Consider the following 23,373-nt stretch of genomic DNA (forward strand, 5'->3'; position numbering starts at 1 on the left):
TGCATCGCACGCCCAGCCAGGCTACCGTCCCTGCGAACCCCGACGGGCCCGCTCACCGGCGCCACCTGCACGAACACTTCGATTCCTCAGCGAAGTCTCAGCACCTGCACACGTGTGGTCGAGGTTGGGCCCATCACTTCAGGACCCCATCACTTCAAGACCTTGGTGCCGTCCTTGGCCGTCCAGGTGATGCGGCCGTGCTCGAAGTGGTTGACCCGACCCTTGCCGTCGCGGGTCGGCTCCTCGTTGCTCAGCGGCTTCCCGAGACGCCCGCCGGGGCCGCCGGCGGCCACGTAGGCACCACCGATGGCGCCGGTCACGATCTTCGGACCCTTCGGTCCGCTGAAGATCCGGCCGTTGGCGAAGTCCTGGGCCTTGCCACCGGGCACGCCGTAGGACGGGGTGAGGCAGCCACCCAGATCACCCTTGTTCGCGTCCCAGAGCTTGCGGAAGGCACCGTCGACGCGGCACGCGACGGCGTCGCGGGAGATGCCGAGTGCGGCGGCGGCCTGCGGCCACGCCTGCATCATCTCGAACTCCCAGTACGGCCAGGTGTGCGTCCCGGACGGACGGTAGACCGCCTGGCCCGGAATCCCCTTGCGGTTCAGCTGGACCGCGAACTGCTGCGAGGTGACACGACTGAGCATCTCCAGGCCCACACCGGAGTAGTTGGTGGCGAGCAACGGGATGTCCGACGGCTTGTCGTGCGCGCCGACCATGCCGTTGCCGGAGGAGACGTAGAGACTCGTGCCCTGCAGCTTGTCGGCGAGGACGTACGGGTCGTGTTCCTTCCAGGCCGGGTCGGAGGGCGGGCCGAACATCTTCATCGAGTCGTAGCCGCCGCCGTCGCGAACGGCGAACTGGATGGCCTGCGGCATACCGAAGGAGCTGAACTGCAGGATGCCGGAGAACGACGCGGCGAACTTGTAGAACCCGGGGTTGCGCGCGGCGAGCATCATCGCGGCCGAACCACCCATCGACAGACCCTCGATGCCGCGGACGTCCGTGGAGCGCCAGTCGTTCTCGAGGACGGGCGGCAGTTCCCGCATCAGGAACGTCTCCCACTTGTAGTTCTTGCCGCGGTCGGGTTCCTTCCAGTCGGTGTAGAAGCTCGACTCACCGCCGATCGGCAGGATGACGTTGACGTTCTTGTCCTTGTAGAAGTCGACGATCTTGGTGTTGAGGATCCAGCCGCTCTGATCGTCCTGCGCACGCAGACCGTCGAGCATCGTCAGCTGGGGGAACTTCTCCTTGGGCTTGGCGTGCCAGTCACGCGCCAGGAGGATCTGCACCTGGATGTTGGTGTTCATCGACGGCGAGTACACCCAGAGGGCGACCCGGCGATCGGTGTACCAGTAGGTGTTCGTCACCTTGCCGGGCGGGACCGGGGCGGGCGCGGCAGCCGGCGCCGCCGATGACGGGGGCGCCGATGACGGGGGCGCAGCCGGCGATGCCGGCGCCGGAGAGGCCGGAGCGGGCTCGGCGCCTGCGAGGCCCTGGCCGACGACAAGCGTCACCACGGCCACGATGGCCACCACGACGGCCATCGCCGTTCGCCAGGCCACTCCTACACCGAACGGTCGTGAACCACTGTTTCGCCGCATCACTCTCCAGAACTCCTTCGCCCAAGTACAACGGCGTCCGCACGTCCTGACCGATTCCCCGTCAGTCACAACTGCATCATCAATACCAAACGCCTCAGGAGTTTCTTACACGGAATCCACGGCCCCTGTCCGAACGCCACGCTGTGACTCATGGGATTCGTGTGACAGTTGATACCAACAGCACGGTGCGGGGTGTCCCAGGACACGACGACGCCCCGCCCGGGATTCCCGGACGGGGCGTCGTGATGGCCGTGTCACGCCGGCCTGTTGCCGATCAGCGGAAGAATCCGCGGTTCTTGGCGTTCCAGACCATGTCCTGCCAGTAACCCCAGGCGTGGGTGCCGTTGGCGTAGTACGTCATGAGCGGCACGCCCTGGACGAACGCGGCAGCCTCGAAGGCCTTCGACTGGGTGAAGGCGAGCAGCTCCAGCGTCGAACCCTTGAACAGGTCGTCGAAGACGTTCGGCAGCGCGTTGTACCGGCCGAAGAGGCCGTTGCCCGAACCGACGAAGACCTTCATGCCGCGCATGTTGCCGATGTTCCAGAGGGGATCGTTCTGGAACCAGCGGATGCTCCACGGCGGTCCCCACATGGCGTCGATGTTCCACGGCTTGGGATCGACGTCGAACATCGCCAGGCGCAGCGCGGTGCGCATACCCGGGGCGCTCAGGAAGTTGTAGCCCGACAGCGAGCCGGCGCGGTCGAAGTGCTGGCGGTTCTGTGCGCCGATCACGAGGGCGGCGTTACCACCCATCGACAGGCCCATGATGGCGTAGCGCTTCGACGGTCCGACGCGGAAGCCGCGTGCGTCCAGAGCGCTGACGAGGGTCCGGCTGATGACGCAGTTCCAGCGGTACCGGTACGGCTGGCCGTTGAAGTTGCTGGGTGCATCCCAGTCCGTGTAGAAGCTGGCCGGTCCACCGATGGGTTCGACGACGTTGACGCCGGACTTCACCATCTCCTGGACGTTGGTGTTGATCTCCCAGCCGTTGTAGTCGTACTGGGCGCGCATGCCGTCGAGGAGGATGACGGTCTTGTAGTTGCCCGGGCGCTTCCAGGCGCGGACCTTCACATTCGGCATCCCGCAGCCGTTGACCCAGAACTCCTGCTTGCCGACCTGCGTTCCGCCGATGCGGGCGGTGGCCTGTCCGGCGACGACTCCGGTCAGCCCGACAACTGTCAGCACGGCGACGAATGCGGCGATCAGCCGGTTGGTCATCCGGCCGCGCGCAGGCCTGCTCGCCTGAGTGGCAGCTTCACGCATGTACAGAATCTCCCTCTTCGGCCGATCGGGCGCGGATTCTTGCCTCCCGCAGATCCCGATCGGTTCTTGTGCGTCTCACATCTCTCGTCCCCCGCGCTTGCGCGCCGACGACGATGGTTCCGAGCCGATCTCGCATGCGATTCGCCGTCGGCGAGCCTATTCGATGCCCCCGAGCGTGACAAACCATGTGACTGCGATCACAACCTCCGCCACCGAGAGTGTCTCAGCACTTCAACACGTCTCGGTCACGATCTGAGTATCGGCCTCTGGCTCCGGGACGTTACCGATCCGAGATGTTCGACGGCAAGTCCTCAGGGCAGAGCGGGTGTTTTCTGTGCTTCTGCTTGGGTTCGTGTGACATGGTCGCGCACGCCCGCGCGGGCCGGAGAAGGTCCGATCACTCCGGATTCACCGGCGGCGGCATCTCGAGCCCGCACCGCGCGATCTCATACTCCGGCTCGCGCTGGATCCGGTAGCTGTTGAACGTGAACGCCTGCTTCAGGTTGCTCTTGAAGCGGTTGAACGACCATGGCGCCTCGAAGGACGCGAACCGGTCCTTGGTCTCCGGGCACTGCAGCGCCACCTGGGCCTGCCGGACGAGGTCTTCGTCGAGATATCCGGGCAGGACCGGCTTGCGCGGGTACGCCCCGGCCTCGGCGACAACCCATTCGCTGGGGAGGATCTTGTCGTGTCCGATGCGGCCGTCCTCGAGTCGCTCGGTATGTGCGGCGAGCGGATATGCCAGGCCCATCTGGTCGATGACGCGCACGTCGAGCGGCGCGTTCATGCTCGTCATTCCGAGATTGAGGAAGTAGACGGTCACCTGACGCTTCGCGCCCTGGGGCATGACCGCGGGCAGCTGCGCGACGTACCACTCGTCGTAGTTGAACGACGGCAGGATGACGCCGCCGTCCTCGTGGTACTTGTCGATCTTCTCGACCATCGAGCTCATGCGCGGGTAGGCGAGGTAGTCCTCGGCGGTCACCGGGTTCTCGTTGCCCATGTTGGTCACGTAGAAGCGCCGCTCGTCGACGATGCCGCTGCGGCCGATGTCGATCCCGGCGTTCGGCAGCACGTTGGCGTGGGTGCCGATCCCCCAGATGAGGACCGTGACCCACAGTCCGGCCATCGCGACCGCACCGACGAGACCCACGCGGGTCCGGCGTCGTTGAGCCGGGGACACCTCGGCGGGCTCCGGCTCGTCGTCGACGACGGATTTCTGAGCGGGCCGCCGACCGAACGCGGCACCGAGGTGAGCGGGAATCGTCAGCGGGACCACCATGAGCGGCAGCAGCGTCACGAACAGCGGCACGAGCAGCACGCGACCGTGCATGAAGTCGCCACCCTGCCGGATCCAGTAGACGATCAGGATCAGACCGGCGACCACGACGACCGACACCACGGCGGTCGACGACTGCAGTCGCGCCGACATCGCGCCCAGACGCGAACGCCAGGACACCGCCTGCAGCGAGTCGGTCGGGGTGTCGTCAGCCGAGGCCGCGTCGGCGCGCAACCGGGCGCCGACGACCAGGATCACGCCGGCGACGACGGCCATCACGACCGGCAGCACCAGCACGTACGGGCCGAAGAGGTTGGTCAGGTAGGTGAAGCCCTGCGACCACTTGGCGCCGCTGGCGTCTTTCGCGACCGCCGGGTTGGGGACGAGCAGGGCGTAGTAGCCCATGCGGAAGATCTGGTAGCCGACGGGCAGGGCGCCGGCGACGACGACCACCCCCAGCCGCATCTTCCAGCCGAGCGGGGCGCAGAAGACGAGTACCAGCACGAGACCACCGAAGACGGCGAGCTCCGGACGGACCAGCGGAGCCAGACCGGCGGTGAAGGCGAGTACGAGCGTCGCCGCCGCCCCGCGCGGCCTGGTGTGCGGACCGCGGCGGGCCCAGGCCACGAGCTGACACCACAGCACCGCGGCCCAGAAGATGCAGAGTCCGTTCTCCAGGCCGCTCGTCGCGAAGTCGCGGGCCGGCGGGATGGCGATGTAGATGATGGCGCCGAACGGGAGCAGCAGGGTCCAGCCGTCACCGGTGAGTCCGCCCAGGCGATTGCCGTAGAGGCGGGCGCTGCCGTACATGGCGATCGGGATGGCGGCCACCGAACACACCAGCGCCACCCAGAGCGCGACGTACTCGAGCTGACCGTCGGTGATCCACGCCCAGAACCACAGCAGGTAGGTCCAGGCGGTCGAGGTGTTGGCCTCGACGCGCTCGCCCGCGTTGAACACCGGTCCGTTGCCGGCGAAGAGGTTGCGCAGGGTGCGCAGCACGATGAGGCCGTCGTCGGCGATCCACCGGCGCTGCCACGCCCCGATGGCGAACAAGGTGGTTACGGCTACGGCGCCGATCAGGAAACTGACGCCGGCGAGACGACGCCGGCCGCGGCCCACCACCGACCGCGGACGGTCCGTTGTGCGGGTGTCTGCGACGGGGTCGGTTCCGGCTTCCGAACGGGCACCGTCAGTGGACTGCAGACCGTCAATTGACTGCATAGACCGCGACACCCACGCATACTAACCAGGCCACGGCGAGCAGCTGCAGTACACGGTCCCCGAGGGCGATCTCCTCGGGTTCGCCTGCCGCGCCACCGTCGACGTCGACGGCGTAGCGCAGGATCGCGACCGTGAACGGCACCATCGAGATCGCGTAGGCGACGTTGGTGTCGTGGTCGGAGCCCTTGTCGAAGGCCCACAGCCCGTAGAAGACGACGACGCCCGTGGCCGACAGCGTCCACACGAAACGCAGGTAGGTGGTCGTGTAGTACTCGAGCGCCTTGCGGATCTTGGCGCCGGTGCGCTCGGCGAGCTGCAGTTCGGCGTACCGCTTGCCCGCGGCCATGAACAGCGACCCGAAGGCCATGACGAGCAGGAACCACTGCGACAGCACGATCTCGGCGGCGACACCGCCGGCGATCGCGCGCAGCAGGAATCCCGACGACACGATGCAGATGTCGATGACGGCCTGGTTCTTCAGGCCGAAGCAGTAGCCGAGCTGGATGACGAGGTAGATCGCGATGACCACCGCGGTCTGCCAGTTCGCGAGGAAGGAGATGCCGATCGACGCGGCGAGCAGCACCACGGCCAGGACGTAGGCGAGCTTGACCGGGACGACGCCCGCGGCGATCGGACGGAACCGCTTGGTCGGGTGATTACGGTCGGATTCGACGTCCATCGCGTCGTTGACCAGGTAGATACTCGACGCGGCGAGGCAGAACGCGACGAAGGCGATACCGGCGGAGGCCAGCACCGAGGCATCGGTGATGTTGCCCGCCGCCAGCGGCGCGGCGAGCACCAGGACGTTCTTCACCCACTGCCGCGGGCGGATCGCCTTGATCAGCCCGGCGGCCAGGTTCTTCGGCGGCCCGGCGACCTTCCCGTGCTCGATCGGCTCCTCGCTCATGCACTCTCCCTGTGTCGTGTCACCCGCGCGATGACGGGGGACGCGGCGAGTCGCAGCGGCCCGCCGGGCACCGCGGCCGTGAGGCCGAGCCGGGTCAGGACGCGCGCCGCGCGGCGGGCACGTCCCGAGGCCGGAGCATTCCGGGTGGGTTCGAGCAGCACCTTATCGCCCGCGATGACGGCGGCTGCGCTCGCGGCACCGATCGCGGCACCCGCGGTGACGTCGGTCGGGTAGTGAACGCCGAGCACCAGTCGCGACAGGAGCATCGGCGGCACCAGCGCGGCGGGCAGCGCCTTGGCGTCCCAGCCGGCCGCCCGGCCGATGAGGATCGCGGCGGCGGTGGTCGACGTCGCGTGTGACGACGGGAAGCTCAGCTTGCTCGGCGTCGACACCCCGATGTCGATCGCCGGATGCGCCGGACGGGGCCGGCGGACGATGCGCTTGATGATCACCGAGGCCGCGTGCGCGCCGAAGGCACCCACGCCGGCTTCGAGCCAGAGCTGCTGGGAGCGCACGTCTCCGCGACCGCGGGCCAAGGCCCACCCGACACCCGAGATGGTCAGCCAGCCCAGCGAGTGTTCGCCGAAGTGCGACAGACCGCGCGTCGCAGACCGCACGCCGGGGCGTGAGCCGATGCCCGCCTGGATGGCGACGAGGATCTTCTCCTCACCCGCGAGGGGTCTGGGGGCGTCGTCGGCCGGGAGCTTCTCCGGCTCGGCAACCTTCACGTCCGGACTACTCGATTCCGAAGACACCCGCCCAGCTCTCCTTACTGGTCAATTCACGATGTGCGGCGCGGTACTGCTGCTTCATGTCGCCGAACTTCTCCTGAAGCTCCTTGACGAGCGCGAAATGCTCACGTGCGAGCTCGATCATCTTGTCGCGATCGCGCTGGCGGTACACCACGCCCCGGCCGTCGGCCGTGGTGACGGTGACACCGTCGACGCGTCCGAGCGAGAACCAGCGCGCCTCGATCGGCGGGTAGTTCGCCTGCGGCACCTCGTGATGCCGGGGGTCGGCGGGCCGGGCGTTGTTGACCACCGAAGCGGCCAGCGCCTTGATCTTGCTGATCGGGCTCAGCGGGATCGAGGTGCCCAGATGCGTTGCCTCGCCGCTGGTTCGAGGGAGCTCGGTGGCCGACGGCAACACGACCGCGTCCGGGTACTCCTTGCGCATCGCCGCGACCTTGGGTAGCGCGGTGGGCAGCAGACTGCGGATGTGGTCGGGACCCGCGAGGAAGTCCCGGATCGCCTCGTTCTGAATGGCGACCGTCGAATACTCAAGGCACAGAAGGTGTTTCGCGGTCGCCTTGGTCATCGACCGCAGGATGCCCTTGATGGGTCCGTCGTGGTGGATGGACGCGACGACGAGCCGGTTGCGCAGGTGGAAGTACGCCTGCCAGTCGATGGCGTCGTCCTTGTCGCTCCACGCCATGTGCCAGATCGCGATACCCGGAATCGTTGCCGTCGGGTAGCCGGCCTTGGCCGCGCGCAGCGCGAACTCCCAGTCGTCCCACTTGATGAACAGCGGCATCGGCAGGCCGACGGCCTCGGCGCACTCGCGCGGGATCATGCACATCCACCAGCCGTTGCCCTCGACATCGATCCGGCGGTGCAGGTTCTTGGAGTTCTCGCGGTCCCGCAGCGGGTACTCGGAGAAGTTGTGGTCGTACTCGACGAACGGCGCCGCGGTCCACATGAAGTTGTCGCGGCGGATGACCTCACCCATGCAGTGCAGGTGACTGCGGTCCTGCAGGTTGAGCATCTGCCCGCCGACGAGCATGGGGGACTTGGCGAATCGCGACATCGCGAGCGCACGGAGGATGGAGTCGGGCTCGATCGCGATGTCGTCGTCCATGTAGAGGACGTACGGGGAATCGGTGAGCCGCAGCGCCTCGTACATGATGCGCGCGTAACCGCCGGAACCGCCGAGGTTGCCCTGGTCGAAGATGTGGAGCCGATCGCCGAGGGCCGCGGCGGCCTCGGTGTATCCCGGCTCGTCGACCACCTTCTTGGTGCCCTGGTCGGGCATCATGACCGCGTCGATGACCTCGTCGACCATCGGGTCGGAGGTCAAGGCGGCCAACGCGTTCACCGCATCGGTGGGACGATTGAAGGTCGGGATGCCGATCGTGACGCGCTTGGTGTCGGCGTCGGAGGTCGGTGCGTCGATCGGCGAATACCAACCGGCGGAGACGATCTCGGTGTCGGTGTCGGTGGTGATGTCGAACCAGATCCAGCCGCCGTCCTCGAAGGGCCCGAGGTCGAGCTCGAATTCGGCCACACCGCGGCCGTTCTCGTCGGTGGCGATCAGATCGCCGCCGATGCCGATGCGCGAGCCGTCGATCTTGGAGCGGTACAGGTCGACGCGGGCCGTGCCGGTCACCTCGACGCGCAGGACCACCGAGTCCAGGATGCTCCAGCGACGCCAGTAGGCGGCCGCGAAGGCGTTGAAGTAGGTCTCGAAGCTGACCTCGGACTCGGCGCCGAGCAGCACCGACGTCCGGCTCGGAGCATGCGCCCGGCGGTTGTTGGAGTCCGACTCGAGCAGGTACAGCGACCGGACGTCGAGCGGCTCACCCGCACGCGGGAAGATGACGCGCTGCAGAAGGGCTTTCGCCTTCGACGGCCCGGTGCCCGCGTCGGGGATCTCGGACTGGTTCACGGGGGTCACCGTCATCTATTCGGCTCCTGCGGGGTCGGCCACCAGCGGCGCACCGTCTCGCAGATGCGGCGCCAGGGTGTTGTCGAACATGGTGAGCGCGCTGGCGATCGCCATGTGCATGTCGAGGTACTGATAGGTGCCGAGTCGTCCGCCGAACAGCACGTTGGCACTGGCGGTCTCGGTGCGGGCGAGCTCCCGGTAGGCCGAGAGCATCTCCCGGTCCTCGGCGGTGTTGATCGGGTAGTACGGCTCGTCGTCGTCCTTGGCGAAGCGGCTGAACTCGCGCATGATGACGGTCTTGTCCGCCGGGTACGAATCCCGTTCCGGATGGAAGTGACGGAACTCGTGGATGCGGGTGTACGGCACGTCGGCGTCGTTGTAGTTCATGACCGGGGTGCCCTGGAAGTCGCCGGTGTCGAGCACTTCGGTCTCGAAATCGAGTGTGCGCCAGCCGAGTCGGCCGGCGGAGTACTCGAAGTAGCGGTCCAGCGGGCCGGTGTAGACGATCGGTGCGTCCGGGTTCTGCGCACGCAGTTCGTCACGGACGGCGAACCAGTCGGTCGACAGGCGCACCTCGATGCGCTCGTCGGCGGCCATGTTCTCCAGCCACGCGGTGTAGCCGTCGACCGGCAGGCCCTCGTACTTGTCGTTGAAGTACCGGTTGTCGAAGGTGTACCGCACCGGCAGCCGGGTGATGTTGCCGGCCGGCAGCTCGGTGGGATCGGTCTGCCACTGCTTGGCGGTGTAGTGCTTGATGAACGCCTCGTAGAGCGGCCGCCCGATGAGGCTGATCGCCTTCTCCTCGAGGTTCTTGGCGTCGGCGGTGTCGATCTCGCCGGCCTGCTCGGCGATGAGCTTGCGCGCCTCGTCGGGCGAGTAGTACCGGCCGAAGAACTGGCTGATGAGGCCGAGTCCCATCGGGAACTGGTAGGCCTGCCCGTTGTGCAGTGCGAACACGCGGTGCTGGTAGTTCGTGAAGTCCGTGAACCGGTTCACGTACTCCCACACCCGGTCGTTGGAGGTGTGGAACAGATGGGCGCCGTACTTGTGGACCTCGATACCGGTCGCAGGCTCGGCCTCGGAGTAGGCGTTGCCACCGAGGTGATGGCGCCGTTCGATCACGAGGACTCGTTTGCCCAGCTGGGTGGCGGCCCGCTCGGCGACGGTCAGACCGAAGAATCCGGAGCCGACGACGATCAGGTCAAAGCTGCTACTGGTTGCCACGGGTCCTCAGGGTAACGGACCCTCCCTGAGGATTCTCCGAGCCACGGGGGACGACGTCGCGCGCCGGGTATTGTTTCGACCGTCGGTCTGCAGCCATCGGGCCCGTTCCTCTGCTTCTTCAGTAGTTCGGGGCCCCTGTGACGTCATCGCCCGAGGTATCGGCACCCCAGTTCGGTACACCCCCTCCATCACCGCCGGCCGCCATCACCGACCTCGTCGTCGTGGTCCCCGCCCACAACGAGCGGGCCCTGCTCCCCTCGTGCCTCGCCGCACTCGACGCCGCGATCGCCGGTCTTCGACGATCGGTGCAGGTGATCGTGGTGCTCGACTCCTGCGACGACGACTCCGCGGCGGTCGTCCCCGACCACATGACGGCTCTGCACGTGACCGCTCGGTGCGTCGGTGCCGCGCGACGGGCCGGCTTCTTCGCGGCGTCGCCGACGCCCGCCGACACGACCTGGTTCGCGACCACGGATGCCGACTCGGCGGTGCCGCCCGACTGGCTGCTCGCCCACCTGCAGGCGGCGGAGTCGGGTGCCGACGCTTTCGTGGGGATCGTCACTCCCGACGGCTTCGACGGATGGCCGCCGGGAACCGGGACGATGTTCGCCGGACGGTACGACGCCCGGCCCGGCCACCGCCACGTACACGGAGCGAATCTGGGAGTGCGCGCGAGCGCCTATGCGGCCGTCGGCGGATTCCGGGATCTGGACGCGCACGAGGACGTCGACCTCGTCCGACGCCTGCAGGGCGCCGCCGCGCGGATCGTGTGGGGCGCGGATGCCCCGGTGCGCACCTCCACCCGACGCATCGGCCGAACGGACCACGGTTTCGCGTCCTACCTGCGACAGCTCGCCGGCCCCGCCCCCGGGACCACGCGATGAGCACCCACGCCGCCCACAAGATCGTCGACTCCCCGGGATTCGACCTGCCCCGACCGGGCGCAGGTGCGACGCTCGAGCGCTTCGCCGCGCTCACCCGGTTCTGCTCCGACGACATCGCCACCGGACGGCTCGTCGAGGCGCACGCGGACGCCGACGCCATCCTCGGCGAGCTCGTCGGCGACATGGTCCGGCCGGGCGAGTTCTGGGGCGTCTGGGCCGCTCAACCGCCCGGTACGCGGGTCGACGCCCATCCCGCCGAGGCCGGCTGGGCGCTCGACGGCGTCAAGGAGTGGTGTTCCGGAGCGGGATCGTGCACCCACGCACTGGTCACCGCCGAGACCGATGCCGGCAACCGCCTGTTCGCCGTGGACCTGCGGCAACGCGGTGTGTCCGTCGACCTCTCCGCCTGGCACAGCATCGGGATGAGGGCCACCGACACCGGGACGGTCACCTTCGACGCGGTGCCCGCCACCGCGGTTGGCGAGGTCGGGGCGTATCTCAGGCGGCCCGGCTTCTGGCATGGCGGGATGGGTGTCGCGGCGTGCTGGTTCGGCGGCGCCCGCCGGGTCGCGCGCCCGCTGTACCGTGCCGTGGCCGGCACCAACGATCCTCTGCTGCGGATGCACGCCGGCGCGGTGGACGCGCAGCTCGCGACCGGATGGGCGGCGATCGAGTCCGCGGCGCGCCGGATCGACGCGAGTCCGACCGAACCGTCGCAGCGGCAGGCCTTCGGTCTGCGGTGGACCATCGAGCAGGTCGCCACCGCGGTCGTCGACCGCGTCGGCCGCGCGCTGGGTCCGGGCCCGCTGGTCGCCGACCCCGACCATGCCCAGGCGGTCGCCGATCTGACGGTCTACATCCGGCAGTCGCACGCCGACGCCGACCTCGCCGTTCTCGGGTCGCTCCTCGACGACCGGATCCCGGGCCCCGCAGAACTCACCACGGACGACTCATGAGGGAGGACGTATGACCGCGGACGAAACCATGTCGGGACGGTTCGCGTCGACGCCGGTGGCGGACGCCGGGACCCCGGAGTCGGAGTGGCAGCACTGGTTCGACGGCCGCGGGCGGTGGCCGGGCGTCGACCTGCCGGTGGAGCGCCTGATCGTGTTGTCCGCGCATCCCGACGACGAGGTCCTGGGGGTGGGCGCGCTGATCTCGTCGGCCGCGCGGCGCGGGATCGAGGTGGTCACGGTGTGCCTCTCCGACGGAGCGGCGTCGCACCCCGGCTCGCCGACCCTCACCCCGGAACAGCTCGCCGCCCTGCGCCGCACCGAATTGGACACGGCGACTTCCCTGTTGGGCCTGCGCCCGTCTCGATGGTGCGGGCTCGCCGACGGCACCCTCGCCGAGCACGAGGAGGAGATCGAGGTGATCGTGACCGAGGTGCTCGCGGAGAATCCGACGGCGAGCACCGGATTGATGGCCGTGTGGGCCCACGACGGCCATCCCGACCACGAGGCCGTGGGCCGGTGCGCGCAACGCGTCGGCGATCGGCTGGGCGTGCCGTTGTGGATGTATCCGATCTGGATGTGGCACTGGGCAAGTCCCGACGACCCGGATATTCCGTGGCAGCGGGCGCAGACCTTCGACCTCGACGACGAAGCCCTCGACCGCAAGCGCGCGGCGGTGGACGCGTTCGTCACCCAGATCTCTCCGCTGTCGGAGGCACCCGAGGACGCCGTCGTACTCGGGCCGCACATCCTCGCCCGACTCCTCCGCGACCGGGAGTTCGTCTTCGCATGAGCCTGCCGGACAGTTACTTCCACGACATGTACTCGACGAGTGACGATCCCTGGGGGTTCACCTCCCGGTGGTACGAGCGGCGCAAGTACGCGCTGACCCTCGCCGCTCTCACCGAGCCCCGATACCGATCTGTCTTCGAGCCGGGTTGTTCGATCGGGGTGCTCAGCGAGGGACTCGCCGGCCGCTGCGACCGCCTGCTGTGCACGGACATCAGTCCGCGGGCCGTCGACCTCGCACAGCGCCGGCTCGCCGGCCACCGACACGTCGACGTCCGCGTCGGCGACATCGTCGGCGACTGGCCGACCGAACAATTCGACCTCGTCGTTCTCAGCGAGGTGCTGTATTACCTGGACGACGCCGCGCTCGCCGGGCTCATCGCCCGCCTCCCCGCAGCCCTGAAGCCGGGCGGAGAGGTGATCGCCGTCCACTGGCGGTGGCCCGTCGAGGAGTATCCGCGGTCCGGCGACGAGGTGCACGCCGCGCTGGCGGCGTCTCCGCTGGTCATCGCGACGTCCTACTCCGACACCGACTTCCGCCTCGATGTGCTCCGATTGTCACCTGATCGATCGGTTGCGCAACGAGAGGGACTCGTCGTTTCCGCGGCACTATACGATCCGGCATAATGGTTACCTCGACAATGGGTGTATCCCTTCCTGCGCTGCGCTCAGCTGTCGGTCCGGCTGAGACGCGTGGAACGCGGTCTCACGAGGAGGCAGGAGTTGACCGAGTTGACGGATTTCGGGGCGCAGATGACGCGCATCGCCGGCGAGATGCGTAGACAGAGTGACGACACCGAGACTGCGGTGCGTTCGATGACCAAGTATGCGGTCGATGCGATACCCGGCGCAGAGTATGCGTCGGTCACGCTGGTGTCCCATGGTGAGATCGAGACGCCCGTCGTCATCGGCGATCTGGGCGGCGAGGCCGACGAGTTGCAGCGCCGGCTCGGTGAGGGTCCGTGCATCCGGGCCGCGGTCGACGACGTGACCGTGTGGATCGAAGACATGCACACCGAAGAGCGCTGGCCGCGGTTCGCCGCCGCGGCCGCCGACATCGGCATCCGCTCGATGGCGTGCTTCTTCCTCTACCTCGACGGTGACGACTTCGGCGCGCTCAACCTGCACAGCACGCGACCTGGTGCCTTCACATCAGAAGCACGACTCCTCGGTGAACTGTTCGCCGCGCATGCCGCGACGGCCTTCGGGGCCGTGCAGGAGAAGCAGCAGCTCCGCGCCGCCCTCAGCTCGCGCGACATCATCGGCCAAGCCAAGGGCATGATCATGGAGCGCTACAAGCTCGATTCCGGCGAGGCGTTCGCCCTGCTGGCGCGCCTGTCGCAGGACACCAACACCAAGCTGGTCGATGTCGCGGCGCAGATCGTCGTGGCGGGTCCGGAGACCTCCTAGCCCAGCGCGTCGTCCTTCGGGAATCCCAGCGCCGGGATGCCGCCGCGCTCCTGGAACCGCTCGAGACCCTTGCCGGCGAGGACGCGCGGTCCGGTGGCGGGGGTGAAGAACATCATCCCCTTCTCGAAGATCTGGGTGACGCCCGCGGCGTCGGGGGTCACCGTCGGGACACCGATCGCCTGACCCAGCGGCCCGGTGATCCCACCGAGGTCGGCGAACTTGCCGTCCATCGCCGAGCTGGCGATCTCCAGGAACTTCGACGATCCGGGGACGATCTGGTCGACGAACTGGCCGAAGCTGCCGAAGTCGAGTCCCAGCGACGGGCCGGACGGCCCGGTGGGCGGCTTGACGATGCGCGGCGCCGGCTGGCCCTGCACGGTGAACCACGACGACTTCAGCTGCAGCTTGGTACGCGCCTGCTCGCCGGTGACCTCGACCGTTCCGCCGGATCCGACGGCGCGCACCTTGAGCGCACGGCCGTGTTCGGCGCCGAGCCCGTTGGCCTCGACGACCTCGAAGCTCCGGAGAGCCCCTACGCCGAAGGCCGCCCCGATGCTGCCCGCGGACACGGTTGCGGTCCAGTTGTGGTTGGGCGAGACCGTGTCTCCCTCGTCGGGCACGGCCGGGAACCGGCCGCCGGCCGAGAAACCGCCGGTCGAGGCGGAGAACTCGGTGAACGCGGGCCGGCCGTTCTGCAACAGGATCTGGCCGGCCGTCGCGTCGGCCGCGACATTGGTCCGACGGTCCTCACCCGAGACGCCGCCGTAGACCTGGGAGTTCTGGGTGTCGTCGATCTTCTTGCCGCCGGCGATCGCGGCGAGCGCATAGGTCCGCGCGGCGACCGCCTGCGCCTGCAGAGCTGCGGCGCCACCGGAATCGGCCCAGGCGGGCAGGCTCTCGCGCGGGATGACGCCCTTGACGTAGTCGTCGATGTGGATGCGGTTGACCACGCGTCCACCTTCGAGGCCCAGTGCGCCTCGGTATGCCTTCTCGGAACCACAGAACTTGAGGAACTCGGCCGCGGGCCGGTTCGGCAGCATGCTCAGCGGTTCGACGAACGTGGCCGGAACGGAGCGGATCACCCCCCCGCCGCATCCGCTGCGGATGGTGGCCGTGCCCCCGGACAGGCTGACCGCCTGTCCGGGAGCCACCGTCTGACCTCCGACGCGCATTCCGGCGTCCGCATGCACATTCACCGAGTTCTGACCCGTGAGGGCCACGATGATCTCGGGCCTGTCCACCTTCCCCGCGGTGGTTCCACCGTAGAAGTGGCGCAGGATCTGCTGTGCCGACCAGCCCTTACGGGCGTAGCCGTACGCACCCCATTGCCCCATTCCGCGGCCGTGGCCATGACCGTGTCCGATCAGCGTCACCGTCGACCCGACCGAAAGCTCGACCCCGAGGGTCGATTCCGTTGAACTCGCGGCTACGAGTCCACCGGCCAGCAGTGCGGGCGCGAGCCCGGCCGCGGCCCAGGTCAGCATCTTTCCGCGGGTCCGTGCGGGCCGGGAACCGGCCGCCGGGCCGCCCGGCAGGAGCCGGCTGAATCGGGCTTTGTTCACTGCAGAACACATCCTTCGGTCGCGACGACACCAGCCTCGGAAGCTCCGGCGAAGGAGACTTCCGCATTCGTGACTGATGTGACGATTGGGACTTCTGTGACATTAGTGAACCTCTTTCACGTTCACCAAGCCGAGCCGATCACAACCAGATCACGAGTTGTGACCGCGATCGTGACCTCACGCAAACCACCAGTAACACCTGCCCCATAGGTAACAAGAGTGTCACGAGTGGACCGCCGTCGGCGTGTGTCGTGTCGCGCGACACCCGATGAGCACCACGATGGCGGCCGACCCCGAGCACGCCTCGACGCCGCCCGGCGCACGAGGCTGCGTACACGCGAGGAGACCCCGTGCGTTACCCCCGACCGAAGCATTCGATCGCTCTCGCGGCCATCGCCGTGGCGGTCGTCGCGAGCCCGTTCGCGGTGATCGCGAGCACTTCCGGCCCGCAGGCCGGCGACACCCGGCTCGTGGACAACAAGAAGATCTCCAACACCGAGATCGAGCAGGTGTCGCTGCGCGAACTGCCGGCCGCCATCCTCGACGTCGCGTCATCGGGCCTCGCCGCCGCAGGCGTCACGCTCCCGGAGATCGACCCCGACGCATTCCCCCTGCCCGACCTGACGGTCCCGCTGCCGAAGGGGGTCGTGCCGGAAGCGAGCGCGTCGTCGTCGACCCCGAGTACCAGCGAGCCGAGCGCACCGGCACCGACAACCACGAAGACCCCGGACCCGGCCCCGGCGAGCACCACACCGCCACCGGTCACGACGATGCGGGACGGGCGTGAGGTCGGTGCGGCGGTGACACACATCGTGCGCGAGGACCCCATCAAGATGGTCGCCTTCACCTGGGACCGGCCCGTCGACGTCGATCTCAAGCTTCGCGCCAGGCAACCCGACGGGGTCTGGAGCCCGTGGACGGTCCTGGAGCAGATCTCGAAGGGCGGTGTGCCGACTGCGGACAAGCCGGCCGGCACCGAACCGGTGTGGGTCGGCGATGCACGTGAGGTTCAGGTCGCGGCCAGCAAGGACGGACTCGCGATCCCGGCCGCCGAGACCCAGGGCGGTGACCTGGCCCAGCTGGCGGTCGGTTCGGCGAGCGAGATCGTGACGAAGCTGGCCGAGACCGCCCTCAACACCCTCAAGGCGACCCTGATCAGTCCGGAAGGTCTGCTGTCACTGGGTTCGTCACTGTTGTCCCCGCTGACCGGCGGACCGCAGGTCGTCGCGCGCCAGCAGTGGGGCGCCGACGAAGGGATCCGTTGCTCGCAGCCGGTGTACTCACCGCAGCTGAAGGGCGCGATCGTGCACCACACCGCGGGCAGCAACGATTACTCGCCGCAGCAGTCGGTCGAGATCGTGCGCGGCATCTACGCCTATCACGCACAGAGCCTGAACTGGTGCGACATCGGCTACAACGTGCTCGTCGACAAGTACGGCCAGATCTTCGAGGGCGCGTTCGGCGGACTGGACCGCAACGTGGAGGGCACGCACACCGGCGGTTTCAACAAGGACACCGTGGGGCTGTCGTTCATCGGCAACCTCGAGGAGGTGCCGCCCACCGCGGCGGCGGTCGCCGCGGCCGGACGCTTCCTGCGCTGGCGACTCGGCAAGGCCGGCCTCAACCCCGCCGGCACGGCGACGCTGAATTCAGAGGGTTTCGCGGGCACCAAGTTCGCGGCCGGGACACAGTCCAACCTGCCGATGATCTCCGGACACCGCGACTACAACAGCACCAGCTGCCCCGGCGTGCACGGGTACGCGGCCCTGGCACAGGTCCGCGCGCTCGCGGGTGGCGCTCCGCCGGCACCGGAGCCCGCACCGGAATCGGCACCGGAGGGGACACCGCCCGCCGAGCCGGGAGCACCCGCGCCGGCACCTGGTCCGGCACCCGAACAGGCACCCGCCCCGCACCGGAGGCCGCACCGCCGGCGCCCTGAGCCGCACGGACCGGACGGTTCAGGAGAACCAGCGCTCGAGGACCTTCGCGACGCCGTCGTCGTTGTTGCCCACGGTGATCTCGTCGGCGGCGTCGAGCGCGGCCTGGTGGCCGTGGCCCATGGCGACGCCATGGCCCGCCCACGTGAGCATCTCGACGTCGTTGGGCATGTCGCCGAAGGCGATCAACCCGTCGCCCGGGAGTCCGGTCGCCTCGCAGAGTCGTGCGAGACCCGACGCCTTGTGCGTGCCGGGCACCGACAGTTCGACGAGTCCGTTGTCGGTGGAGAAGGTCACCTGCGCGAGGTCGCCGACGAACGGCTGCAACCGCGCCGCCATCACGCCGCTCGGCATATCCGGTTTGCGCACGAGCAACTTCACCGCCGGTTCGCTGAACACCTCGTCGTCGCCGACCTCGACATGGTCGGGGTTCAGCCAGGCGTGCTCGTAGCCGGCGCTCGCGACGAACGGGGCCGTCGCCGCGTCGTGCGCGGACCGTCCGGCGCGTTCGGCGGCGATGCCGCATCCCGGGATCTGTTGGTAGGCAATCTCTCCCAGCTTCACGAGGGCGTCGGGTTCGAGGTTCGCCGACCACAGCACCCGATCGTGCTCGGCGTCGTAGATGATGGCGCCGTTGGCGCACACCGCGTACCGGACGAACGCGTCGGTCCCGGCGAACTGGTCGGTGATCTCGGCGATCCACCGGGGCGGGCGGCCGGTCGCCAGCACGAACTCCACCCCGGCCGCGCGGGCCGCCGACAGCACGGACACGGTGCGCGACGAGACCCGGTTCTCGTCGTCGATGAGTGTTCCGTCCACGTCGCTGGCGATGAGGGTGGGTGGACCGAATGTCATCTGTTTCCTCTGTCTCGGGATTCTTCTGCGGCCTTGCGGGCGCGGGCTTCGGCTTTGCGGAGTGCTTCGTCGGCTTCGATGACCGCGGCCTCCGGCGGCGTCGGGGCCGAACCGCCGAGCCGGGACGGCACCCAGAACTCACCCGCCGGGTGCGGTCCGTAGGCGTCCTGGACCTCGAGGAGCATGGAGTTCATCGCGTCGCGGAGTCGCAGCGTTTCGCGTTCGGGCTTCTCGGCAGCGTCGACCGTGAACGGCAACCCGTACCGGATGTGCACCGGAAGCCTGCTGCGACCCATGTTCCGCGTGCCGCCCCCGGCCCCGCGCGTACCGCTCTTCGTCCACTGGCGGTGGGCGCCCCACACGATCGCCGGGACGATCGGGACCCCGGCCTCGGCGGCCATCCGCACCGCGCCGCTCTTGAACTCCTTGAGCTCGAAGCTGCGGCTGATCGTGGCCTCGGGATACACCGCGACGATGTGGCCGTCACGAAGGCGTCCGAGCGCCGCGCGGTAGGCCTCCGCCCCGCGGGATCGGTCCACCGCGACGGTCTTCGTGTGGTTGACCAGGAATCGCATGATCGCGACGTCCATGACCTCGGACTTGATGAGGAACCTCGTGCGCCGGCCCGCGCGCTGGACGCCCAGCGCGGCGGGGATGAAGTCGACATAGCCGGTGTGGTTGACGCACAGCACCGCACCGCCGGTCTCCGGGATGTTCTGGACCCCGGTGAAATGCAGGTCGAGGCCCTGGGCGCGGACGAGCGTGTTCGCGATGATCTCCAGGGTCCGGTATACCGGCTCCCGTTCTCGACGCGCCCCACTGCTCATGGGTCAAGGTTAACGGTCAGGGGTTGTCGCGCTCAGCGCGCTTGGCAGCGCGCTCGGCCTGCTCCTCGGCGTCCATGCGGTTGGCCTCCTCGAGCGTCGGCGCCGATCCGCCGAGTCTCGCGGGCACCCAGAACTCGCCCTTGGGGTGTTCGCCGTAGGCGTCCTGCAGTTCGATCAGCTTGGCGCTCATGACCTCGTGCAGCTTCGCGGTGAGTGCGTCGGGGTCCCCGGTCGGTTCGAGCGCTTCGCAGACCCCGATCGAGATCGGGTAGCCGGTGCGGCCGAGCTTCTTCGGATGTCCCTTCGTCCACACGCGCTGAGCACCCCAGATCACGGTCGGGATGATCGGCGCACCGGACTCGATGGCCATCCGCGCCGCGCCCGACTTGAACGCCTTGATCTCGAAGCTGCGGCTGATCGTCGCCTCCGGGTAGACGCCGACGAGTTCGCCTCGCTTGAGGTAGTCCACCGCCGCCCGGTAACTGTCGGCGCCGGCGGCGCGGTCGACCGGAATGTGCTTGAGCGAGCGCATGATCGGACCGGAGATCTTGTTGTCGAAGACCTCCTTCTTCGCCATGAACCGCACCTTGCGGCGTCCCTGGAGGTGAGCGGGGATACCGGCGTAGGTGAAGTCGAGATAGCCGGTGTGGTTGATCGCGACGACGCCCGGCCCCTCGGCCGGGACGTGCTCGACCCCCGACACCTTGAACTTCAGACCTTCGGCCAGCCACAGCAGGCGGGCGGCGGTGATCACGGTGTCGTAGACGGGTTCCATGCCGGAAAGCTTAACCAGTGACAGGACGCGGCAGGTCAGGCGTCGGCGGCACCGATGCGGGTGACGGCGAACACCAGGTCGACGGCGGCGTCGGAGAGTTGTTCGGGCGTCAGCGCCAACCGGCCGTCGATGTGGTCGAGGTAGAGGGCCACGAGGGCGCCGGTCAGCGCGGAGGAGATCACCGCGACACGCTCGGGGGCGAGCGAGCTCTCGTCGGCGACCATACCCAGGACGGCTTCGACGAATCCGGGAACTGTGGCCGCACGATGAGCACGGAGGACGTCGTCGGCGAGCGGTTCGCGCAGCAGGATCCGGGCCCGGCCGGGGTTGTCCTGGAAGAATTCGCGGAAGACCTCGAGCATCGCGCGCACGCTCCCGCGGAGGTCGGCGGGCCGGTCGAGGCCGGCGATCCGGGCGAGGAGTTGTTCGGTGACGCGGTCGTACACCGCGGTGACCAGCTGCTCGGTGGAGGAGAAACTCTCGTAGAAGTAGCGCGGACTCAGGTTGGCCTCGCGCACGACCGCCCGCATCGTCACCGCGCCGGTGCCGCCGTTGCCCAACAGGGTCTCGGCGACGGCGAGCATCTGCTCGCGCCGGTCGATCGAGCGGTCCTCGAGCGTCTGCCCGCGCCACAGCTTCCCCGAACTCATCTGAACATCGTCGCATCCCGCGGTCGGGCCGCCATTGACATCGCCCGATTCAACATGAATCATGCGATTCATGTTCGATGAACAAGCCTTCCAGGAAGCCCTAGCCCGTCCGCGCCTCGCCAAGCCCGCGCCCGACTACCTAGACGCCAATCGCGGCGTGGAGATCCGGGCCATCCCGGAGGACGAGTTGCAGCGGTCGACCATCGAGTGGTTCGACGCCTTCGACAAGAAACTCGTCCACCTGAGCGACGTCCACAACACCGATCTCAGCTGGATCATGACGTGGGCCAAGAAGTACTGGTGGAGCTTCCTCGTCCGCGACATGAGCGTGAACGACGAGCTCTACGCACCCGACCTGCGCTACACCGACGTCACGACGTTCGGCCGCACGGTCGTCGGGATCGACGACTTCGTGACCTACAACTTCGCCTTCTTCGACGCCATCCCCGACTGGCGCTACGACCCGCTGCCCGACCAGGTCTACGTCGACGTCCAGCCGGACGGCACCGTGCGCACGGTCATCCGCTACATCGGCAGCGGCCACTTCAGCGGCGCGCTGCGGATGTATCCGTACGACGAGTCGGCGCCGACCATCTACGGCGACGGCCGGTTCATCCAGGCACCGGCGGTGGACCGGTACCACTTCAACGCCGGCGGCCTGATGGAGGAGGGCGAGACGCTCTACGACTTCATCGACGCCGTCCAGCGCGCCGGCATCATGCCCCGCGACGACAGCAAGCTCGTCCGGGGTCTGTTCGCGGCGTCGAAGCTGCCGATCCTGGCCCGCGCCGCCCTGAAGCGGCTCGGGCGGTAGGGGTCCGCGGCGGTGAGACCCGTCACGTGGGCACCTCGTCGGGACTCATGGCCCACGCGACCGGAAAGGGCGGGTCGATACCCTGGAGGCCTGTAGTGCTCGCCGCGGCAGCCCCGCGCACACCAGGAAAGGCCCCTACGTGCAGATCACCAGCATCGGTCATGCCGGTTTCCACATCCAGACCACCGCCGGATCGATCCTCTGCGACCCGTGGGTCAACCCGACCTACTTCGCCTCGTGGGTGCCGTTCCCCGACAACTCCGACCTCGACTGGAAGACGCTCGGCGACTGCGACTACCTCTACGTCTCGCATCTGCACCGCGACCACTTCGACGAGCGCAACCTGCGGGAGAACGTCAACAAGGACGCGACCGTCCTGCTCCCGGACTACCCGGTGCCGGACCTGCGTCGTGAACTGGAGAAGCTCGGCTTCACCAAGTTCGTCGAGACCACCGACTCGGTGAAGACGACGGTGACGAACGACAAGGGTTCGCTCGACGTCATGATCATCGCGCTGCGCGCCCCGGCCGACGGGCCGATCGGCGACAGCGGCCTGGTCGTCTCCGACGGTGAGACGGTCTGCTTCAACATGAACGACGCCCGGCCGATCGACCTCGACGTCATCGACGAGGCCTTCGGTCACGTCGACGTCCACCTGCTGCAGTACTCGGGCGCCATCTGGTACCCGATGGTCTACGACATCCCGCGGAAGTCCAAGGCCAACTTCGCATCCCAGAAGCGTCAGCGCGGCATGGACCGTGCGCGGTCGTACATCGAGCAGGTCGGTGCGACCTGGGTCGTGCCGTCGGCCGGCCCGCCGATGTTCCTCGACGAGGAGTTGTTCTACCTCAACGACTTCGGCTCGGCGGAGACCGCGGACCACACGTCGATCTTCCCGGACCAGGAGACCTTCCTGGAGCAGATGCGCATCCACGGCACCGACGACGGCGAGAAGCACCGCGGCCTGATGATGGTGTCGGGTTCGGTGGCGGAGTTCAGCGGTTCGACGCTGAACGAGGTGACCCACCCCTACGCACCGGCCGACGTCTTCGGCGAGAACAAGCGCGCCTACCTCGAACGCATGAAGGAGAAGTTCGCGCCGGTCATCGCCGCGGACAAGGCCACCTGGGCGCCGGCGGAGGGCGAGCCGCTGATCGGCTCGCTGCGCGAGCTCTTCGAGCCGATCATGGCCCAGTCGGATCTCATCTGCGACGGCATCGGCTACCCGGTCGGACTGGTGATGACGCCGGGCGGCGGTCCCGCGAACGAGGCCACCGAGACCGTGGTGCTCGACTTCCCCAACCGCATCGTGCGCGAGCCGAAAGAGGGAGAGGGCAAGTACCGCTACGGCTTCCGCATCGCCACCGAACTCGTGCGCACCGTTCTCCGCGACAACGAGCCGGACTGGGTGAACACCATCTTCCTGTCCACCCGCTTCACCACGTGGCGCATCGGCGGGTACAACGAGTTCCTCTACACCTTCTTCAAGTGCCTGACCGACGAGCGCATCGCCTACGCCGACGGCTGGTTCGCCGAGGCGCACGACGACTCGGCATCGATCACCAAAGACGGGTGGGAGATCCAGCGCCGCTGCCCGCACCTGAAGGCCGACCTCGGCAAGTTCGGTGTCATCGACGGAGAGAAGCTCACCTGCAACCTCCACGGATGGCAGTGGGACCTGACGTCGGGCCGCTGCCTGACCTCGAAGGGCCACGACCTGCGCGCGAGCAAGCTCGACTGACGGTGGGTCG

Annotated in this window: 19 protein-coding genes and 1 pseudogene; 8 read left to right on the forward strand and 12 right to left on the reverse strand. The window is 68.2% G+C overall.

The window, feature by feature from the left end; translation table 11 throughout:
* Positions 1–149: 149 nt before the first annotated feature.
* The 7 genes from BLU62_RS22705 to glf form a co-directional block, all read right to left on the reverse strand.
* A complete protein-coding gene (locus BLU62_RS22705) occupies positions 150–1,604 on the reverse strand; it encodes an alpha/beta hydrolase-fold protein (RefSeq protein WP_084811866.1) in 1,455 nt (484 codons plus the stop codon).
* A gap of 274 nt (positions 1,605–1,878) precedes the next feature.
* The gene (locus BLU62_RS22710; protein WP_074852181.1) at positions 1,879–2,868 is read right to left on the reverse strand and encodes an alpha/beta hydrolase; all 990 of its coding nucleotides are present in this window, start codon (positions 2,866–2,868) and stop codon (positions 1,879–1,881) included.
* A gap of 397 nt (positions 2,869–3,265) precedes the next feature.
* Positions 3,266–5,371 (reverse strand): arabinofuranosyltransferase AftB family protein, encoded by a 2,106-nt coding sequence (locus tag BLU62_RS22715; RefSeq protein WP_074852182.1) that lies wholly within the window; start codon positions 5,369–5,371, stop codon positions 3,266–3,268.
* Positions 5,358–6,278, reverse strand: a complete 921-nt coding sequence (locus BLU62_RS22720) for a decaprenyl-phosphate phosphoribosyltransferase (protein WP_074852183.1) — start codon at positions 6,276–6,278, stop codon at positions 5,358–5,360. The genes BLU62_RS22715 and BLU62_RS22720 overlap by 14 nt, the downstream gene beginning before the upstream one ends.
* Positions 6,275–7,033 carry a phosphatase PAP2 family protein gene (locus BLU62_RS22725; RefSeq protein ID WP_074852184.1) on the reverse strand — a complete coding sequence of 253 codons (759 nt, stop codon included), beginning with the start codon at positions 7,031–7,033 and terminating at the stop codon, positions 6,275–6,277. Before BLU62_RS22725 ends, BLU62_RS22720 begins: the two co-directional genes overlap by 4 nt.
* Positions 7,014–8,957 carry a glycosyltransferase gene (locus BLU62_RS22730; protein WP_074852185.1) on the reverse strand — a complete coding sequence of 648 codons (1,944 nt, stop codon included), beginning with the start codon at positions 8,955–8,957 and terminating at the stop codon, positions 7,014–7,016. The genes BLU62_RS22725 and BLU62_RS22730 overlap by 20 nt, the downstream gene beginning before the upstream one ends.
* Entirely contained in the window at positions 8,958–10,166 is a 1,209-nt protein-coding gene (gene glf, locus BLU62_RS22735) for a UDP-galactopyranose mutase (protein WP_074852186.1), read from the reverse strand.
* A 203-nt stretch (positions 10,167–10,369) separates the two neighbouring features.
* Between glf and BLU62_RS22740 the strand changes: the two genes are divergently transcribed.
* The 5 genes from BLU62_RS22740 to BLU62_RS22760 all read left to right on the forward strand — a co-directional run bounded on the left by BLU62_RS22740 (position 10,370) and on the right by BLU62_RS22760 (position 14,202).
* Positions 10,370–11,050, forward strand: coding sequence for a glycosyltransferase family 2 protein (locus BLU62_RS22740; RefSeq protein WP_074853154.1), 681 nt, complete (start codon positions 10,370–10,372; stop codon positions 11,048–11,050).
* Complete coding sequence (locus tag BLU62_RS22745; protein WP_074852187.1) at positions 11,047–12,006, forward strand: acyl-CoA dehydrogenase family protein; 960 nt, start codon at positions 11,047–11,049, stop codon at positions 12,004–12,006. The genes BLU62_RS22740 and BLU62_RS22745 overlap by 4 nt, the downstream gene beginning before the upstream one ends.
* A 10-nt stretch (positions 12,007–12,016) precedes the next feature.
* The gene (locus BLU62_RS22750) at positions 12,017–12,796 is read left to right on the forward strand and encodes a PIG-L deacetylase family protein (protein ID WP_074852188.1); all 780 of its coding nucleotides are present in this window, start codon (positions 12,017–12,019) and stop codon (positions 12,794–12,796) included.
* Positions 12,793–13,419, forward strand: coding sequence for a class I SAM-dependent DNA methyltransferase (locus tag BLU62_RS22755; RefSeq protein ID WP_074852189.1), 627 nt, complete (start codon positions 12,793–12,795; stop codon positions 13,417–13,419). Before BLU62_RS22750 ends, BLU62_RS22755 begins: the two co-directional genes overlap by 4 nt.
* Positions 13,420–13,515: 96 nt before the next feature.
* The gene (locus BLU62_RS22760) at positions 13,516–14,202 is read left to right on the forward strand and encodes a GAF and ANTAR domain-containing protein (protein WP_084811933.1); all 687 of its coding nucleotides are present in this window, start codon (positions 13,516–13,518) and stop codon (positions 14,200–14,202) included.
* On the opposite strand, the gene BLU62_RS22765 is transcribed toward BLU62_RS22760, so the two are convergent.
* The gene (locus BLU62_RS22765; RefSeq protein WP_074853158.1) at positions 14,199–15,686 is read right to left on the reverse strand and encodes a SpoIID/LytB domain-containing protein; all 1,488 of its coding nucleotides are present in this window, start codon (positions 15,684–15,686) and stop codon (positions 14,199–14,201) included. The two genes, BLU62_RS22760 and BLU62_RS22765, sit on opposite strands and share 4 nt — an antisense overlap.
* A gap of 428 nt (positions 15,687–16,114) precedes the next feature.
* On the opposite strand from BLU62_RS22765, the pseudogene BLU62_RS22770 reads away from it, so the two are divergent.
* A pseudogene (locus tag BLU62_RS22770) lies at positions 16,115–17,674 on the forward strand (peptidoglycan recognition protein family protein); the annotation flags it as partial.
* Between the two features lie 48 nt (positions 17,675–17,722).
* On the opposite strand, the gene BLU62_RS22775 reads toward BLU62_RS22770, so the two are convergent.
* From BLU62_RS22775 to BLU62_RS22790, 4 genes are read right to left on the reverse strand one after another with little or no spacing between them, the layout of a single operon-like run.
* Entirely contained in the window at positions 17,723–18,556 is an 834-nt protein-coding gene (locus BLU62_RS22775; protein WP_074853160.1) for a Cof-type HAD-IIB family hydrolase, read from the reverse strand.
* Positions 18,553–19,383: a lysophospholipid acyltransferase family protein gene (locus BLU62_RS22780; protein WP_074852190.1), complete on the reverse strand. Its 831-nt coding sequence runs from the start codon at positions 19,381–19,383 to the stop codon at positions 18,553–18,555. Before BLU62_RS22780 ends, BLU62_RS22775 begins: the two co-directional genes overlap by 4 nt.
* Positions 19,384–19,399: 16 nt before the next feature.
* Complete coding sequence (locus tag BLU62_RS22785) at positions 19,400–20,158, reverse strand: lysophospholipid acyltransferase family protein (protein WP_074852191.1); 759 nt, start codon at positions 20,156–20,158, stop codon at positions 19,400–19,402.
* 35 nt (positions 20,159–20,193) lie between these two features.
* Positions 20,194–20,808 (reverse strand): TetR/AcrR family transcriptional regulator, encoded by a 615-nt coding sequence (locus BLU62_RS22790; RefSeq protein ID WP_074853162.1) that lies wholly within the window; start codon positions 20,806–20,808, stop codon positions 20,194–20,196.
* Between the two features lie 70 nt (positions 20,809–20,878).
* On the opposite strand from BLU62_RS22790, the gene BLU62_RS22795 reads away from it, so the two are divergent.
* Together BLU62_RS22795 and BLU62_RS22800 are read left to right on the forward strand one after the other, a co-directional pair.
* Complete coding sequence (locus BLU62_RS22795) at positions 20,879–21,622, forward strand: hypothetical protein (RefSeq protein WP_074853164.1); 744 nt, start codon at positions 20,879–20,881, stop codon at positions 21,620–21,622.
* A 139-nt stretch (positions 21,623–21,761) separates the two neighbouring features.
* Positions 21,762–23,363, forward strand: coding sequence for a Rieske 2Fe-2S domain-containing protein (locus BLU62_RS22800; protein ID WP_074852192.1), 1,602 nt, complete (start codon positions 21,762–21,764; stop codon positions 23,361–23,363).
* Positions 23,364–23,373: the final 10 nt, after the last annotated feature.

It is taken from the genome of Gordonia westfalica, assembly GCF_900105725.1.
GTDB classification, from domain to species: Bacteria; Actinomycetota; Actinomycetes; order Mycobacteriales; family Mycobacteriaceae; genus Gordonia; species Gordonia westfalica.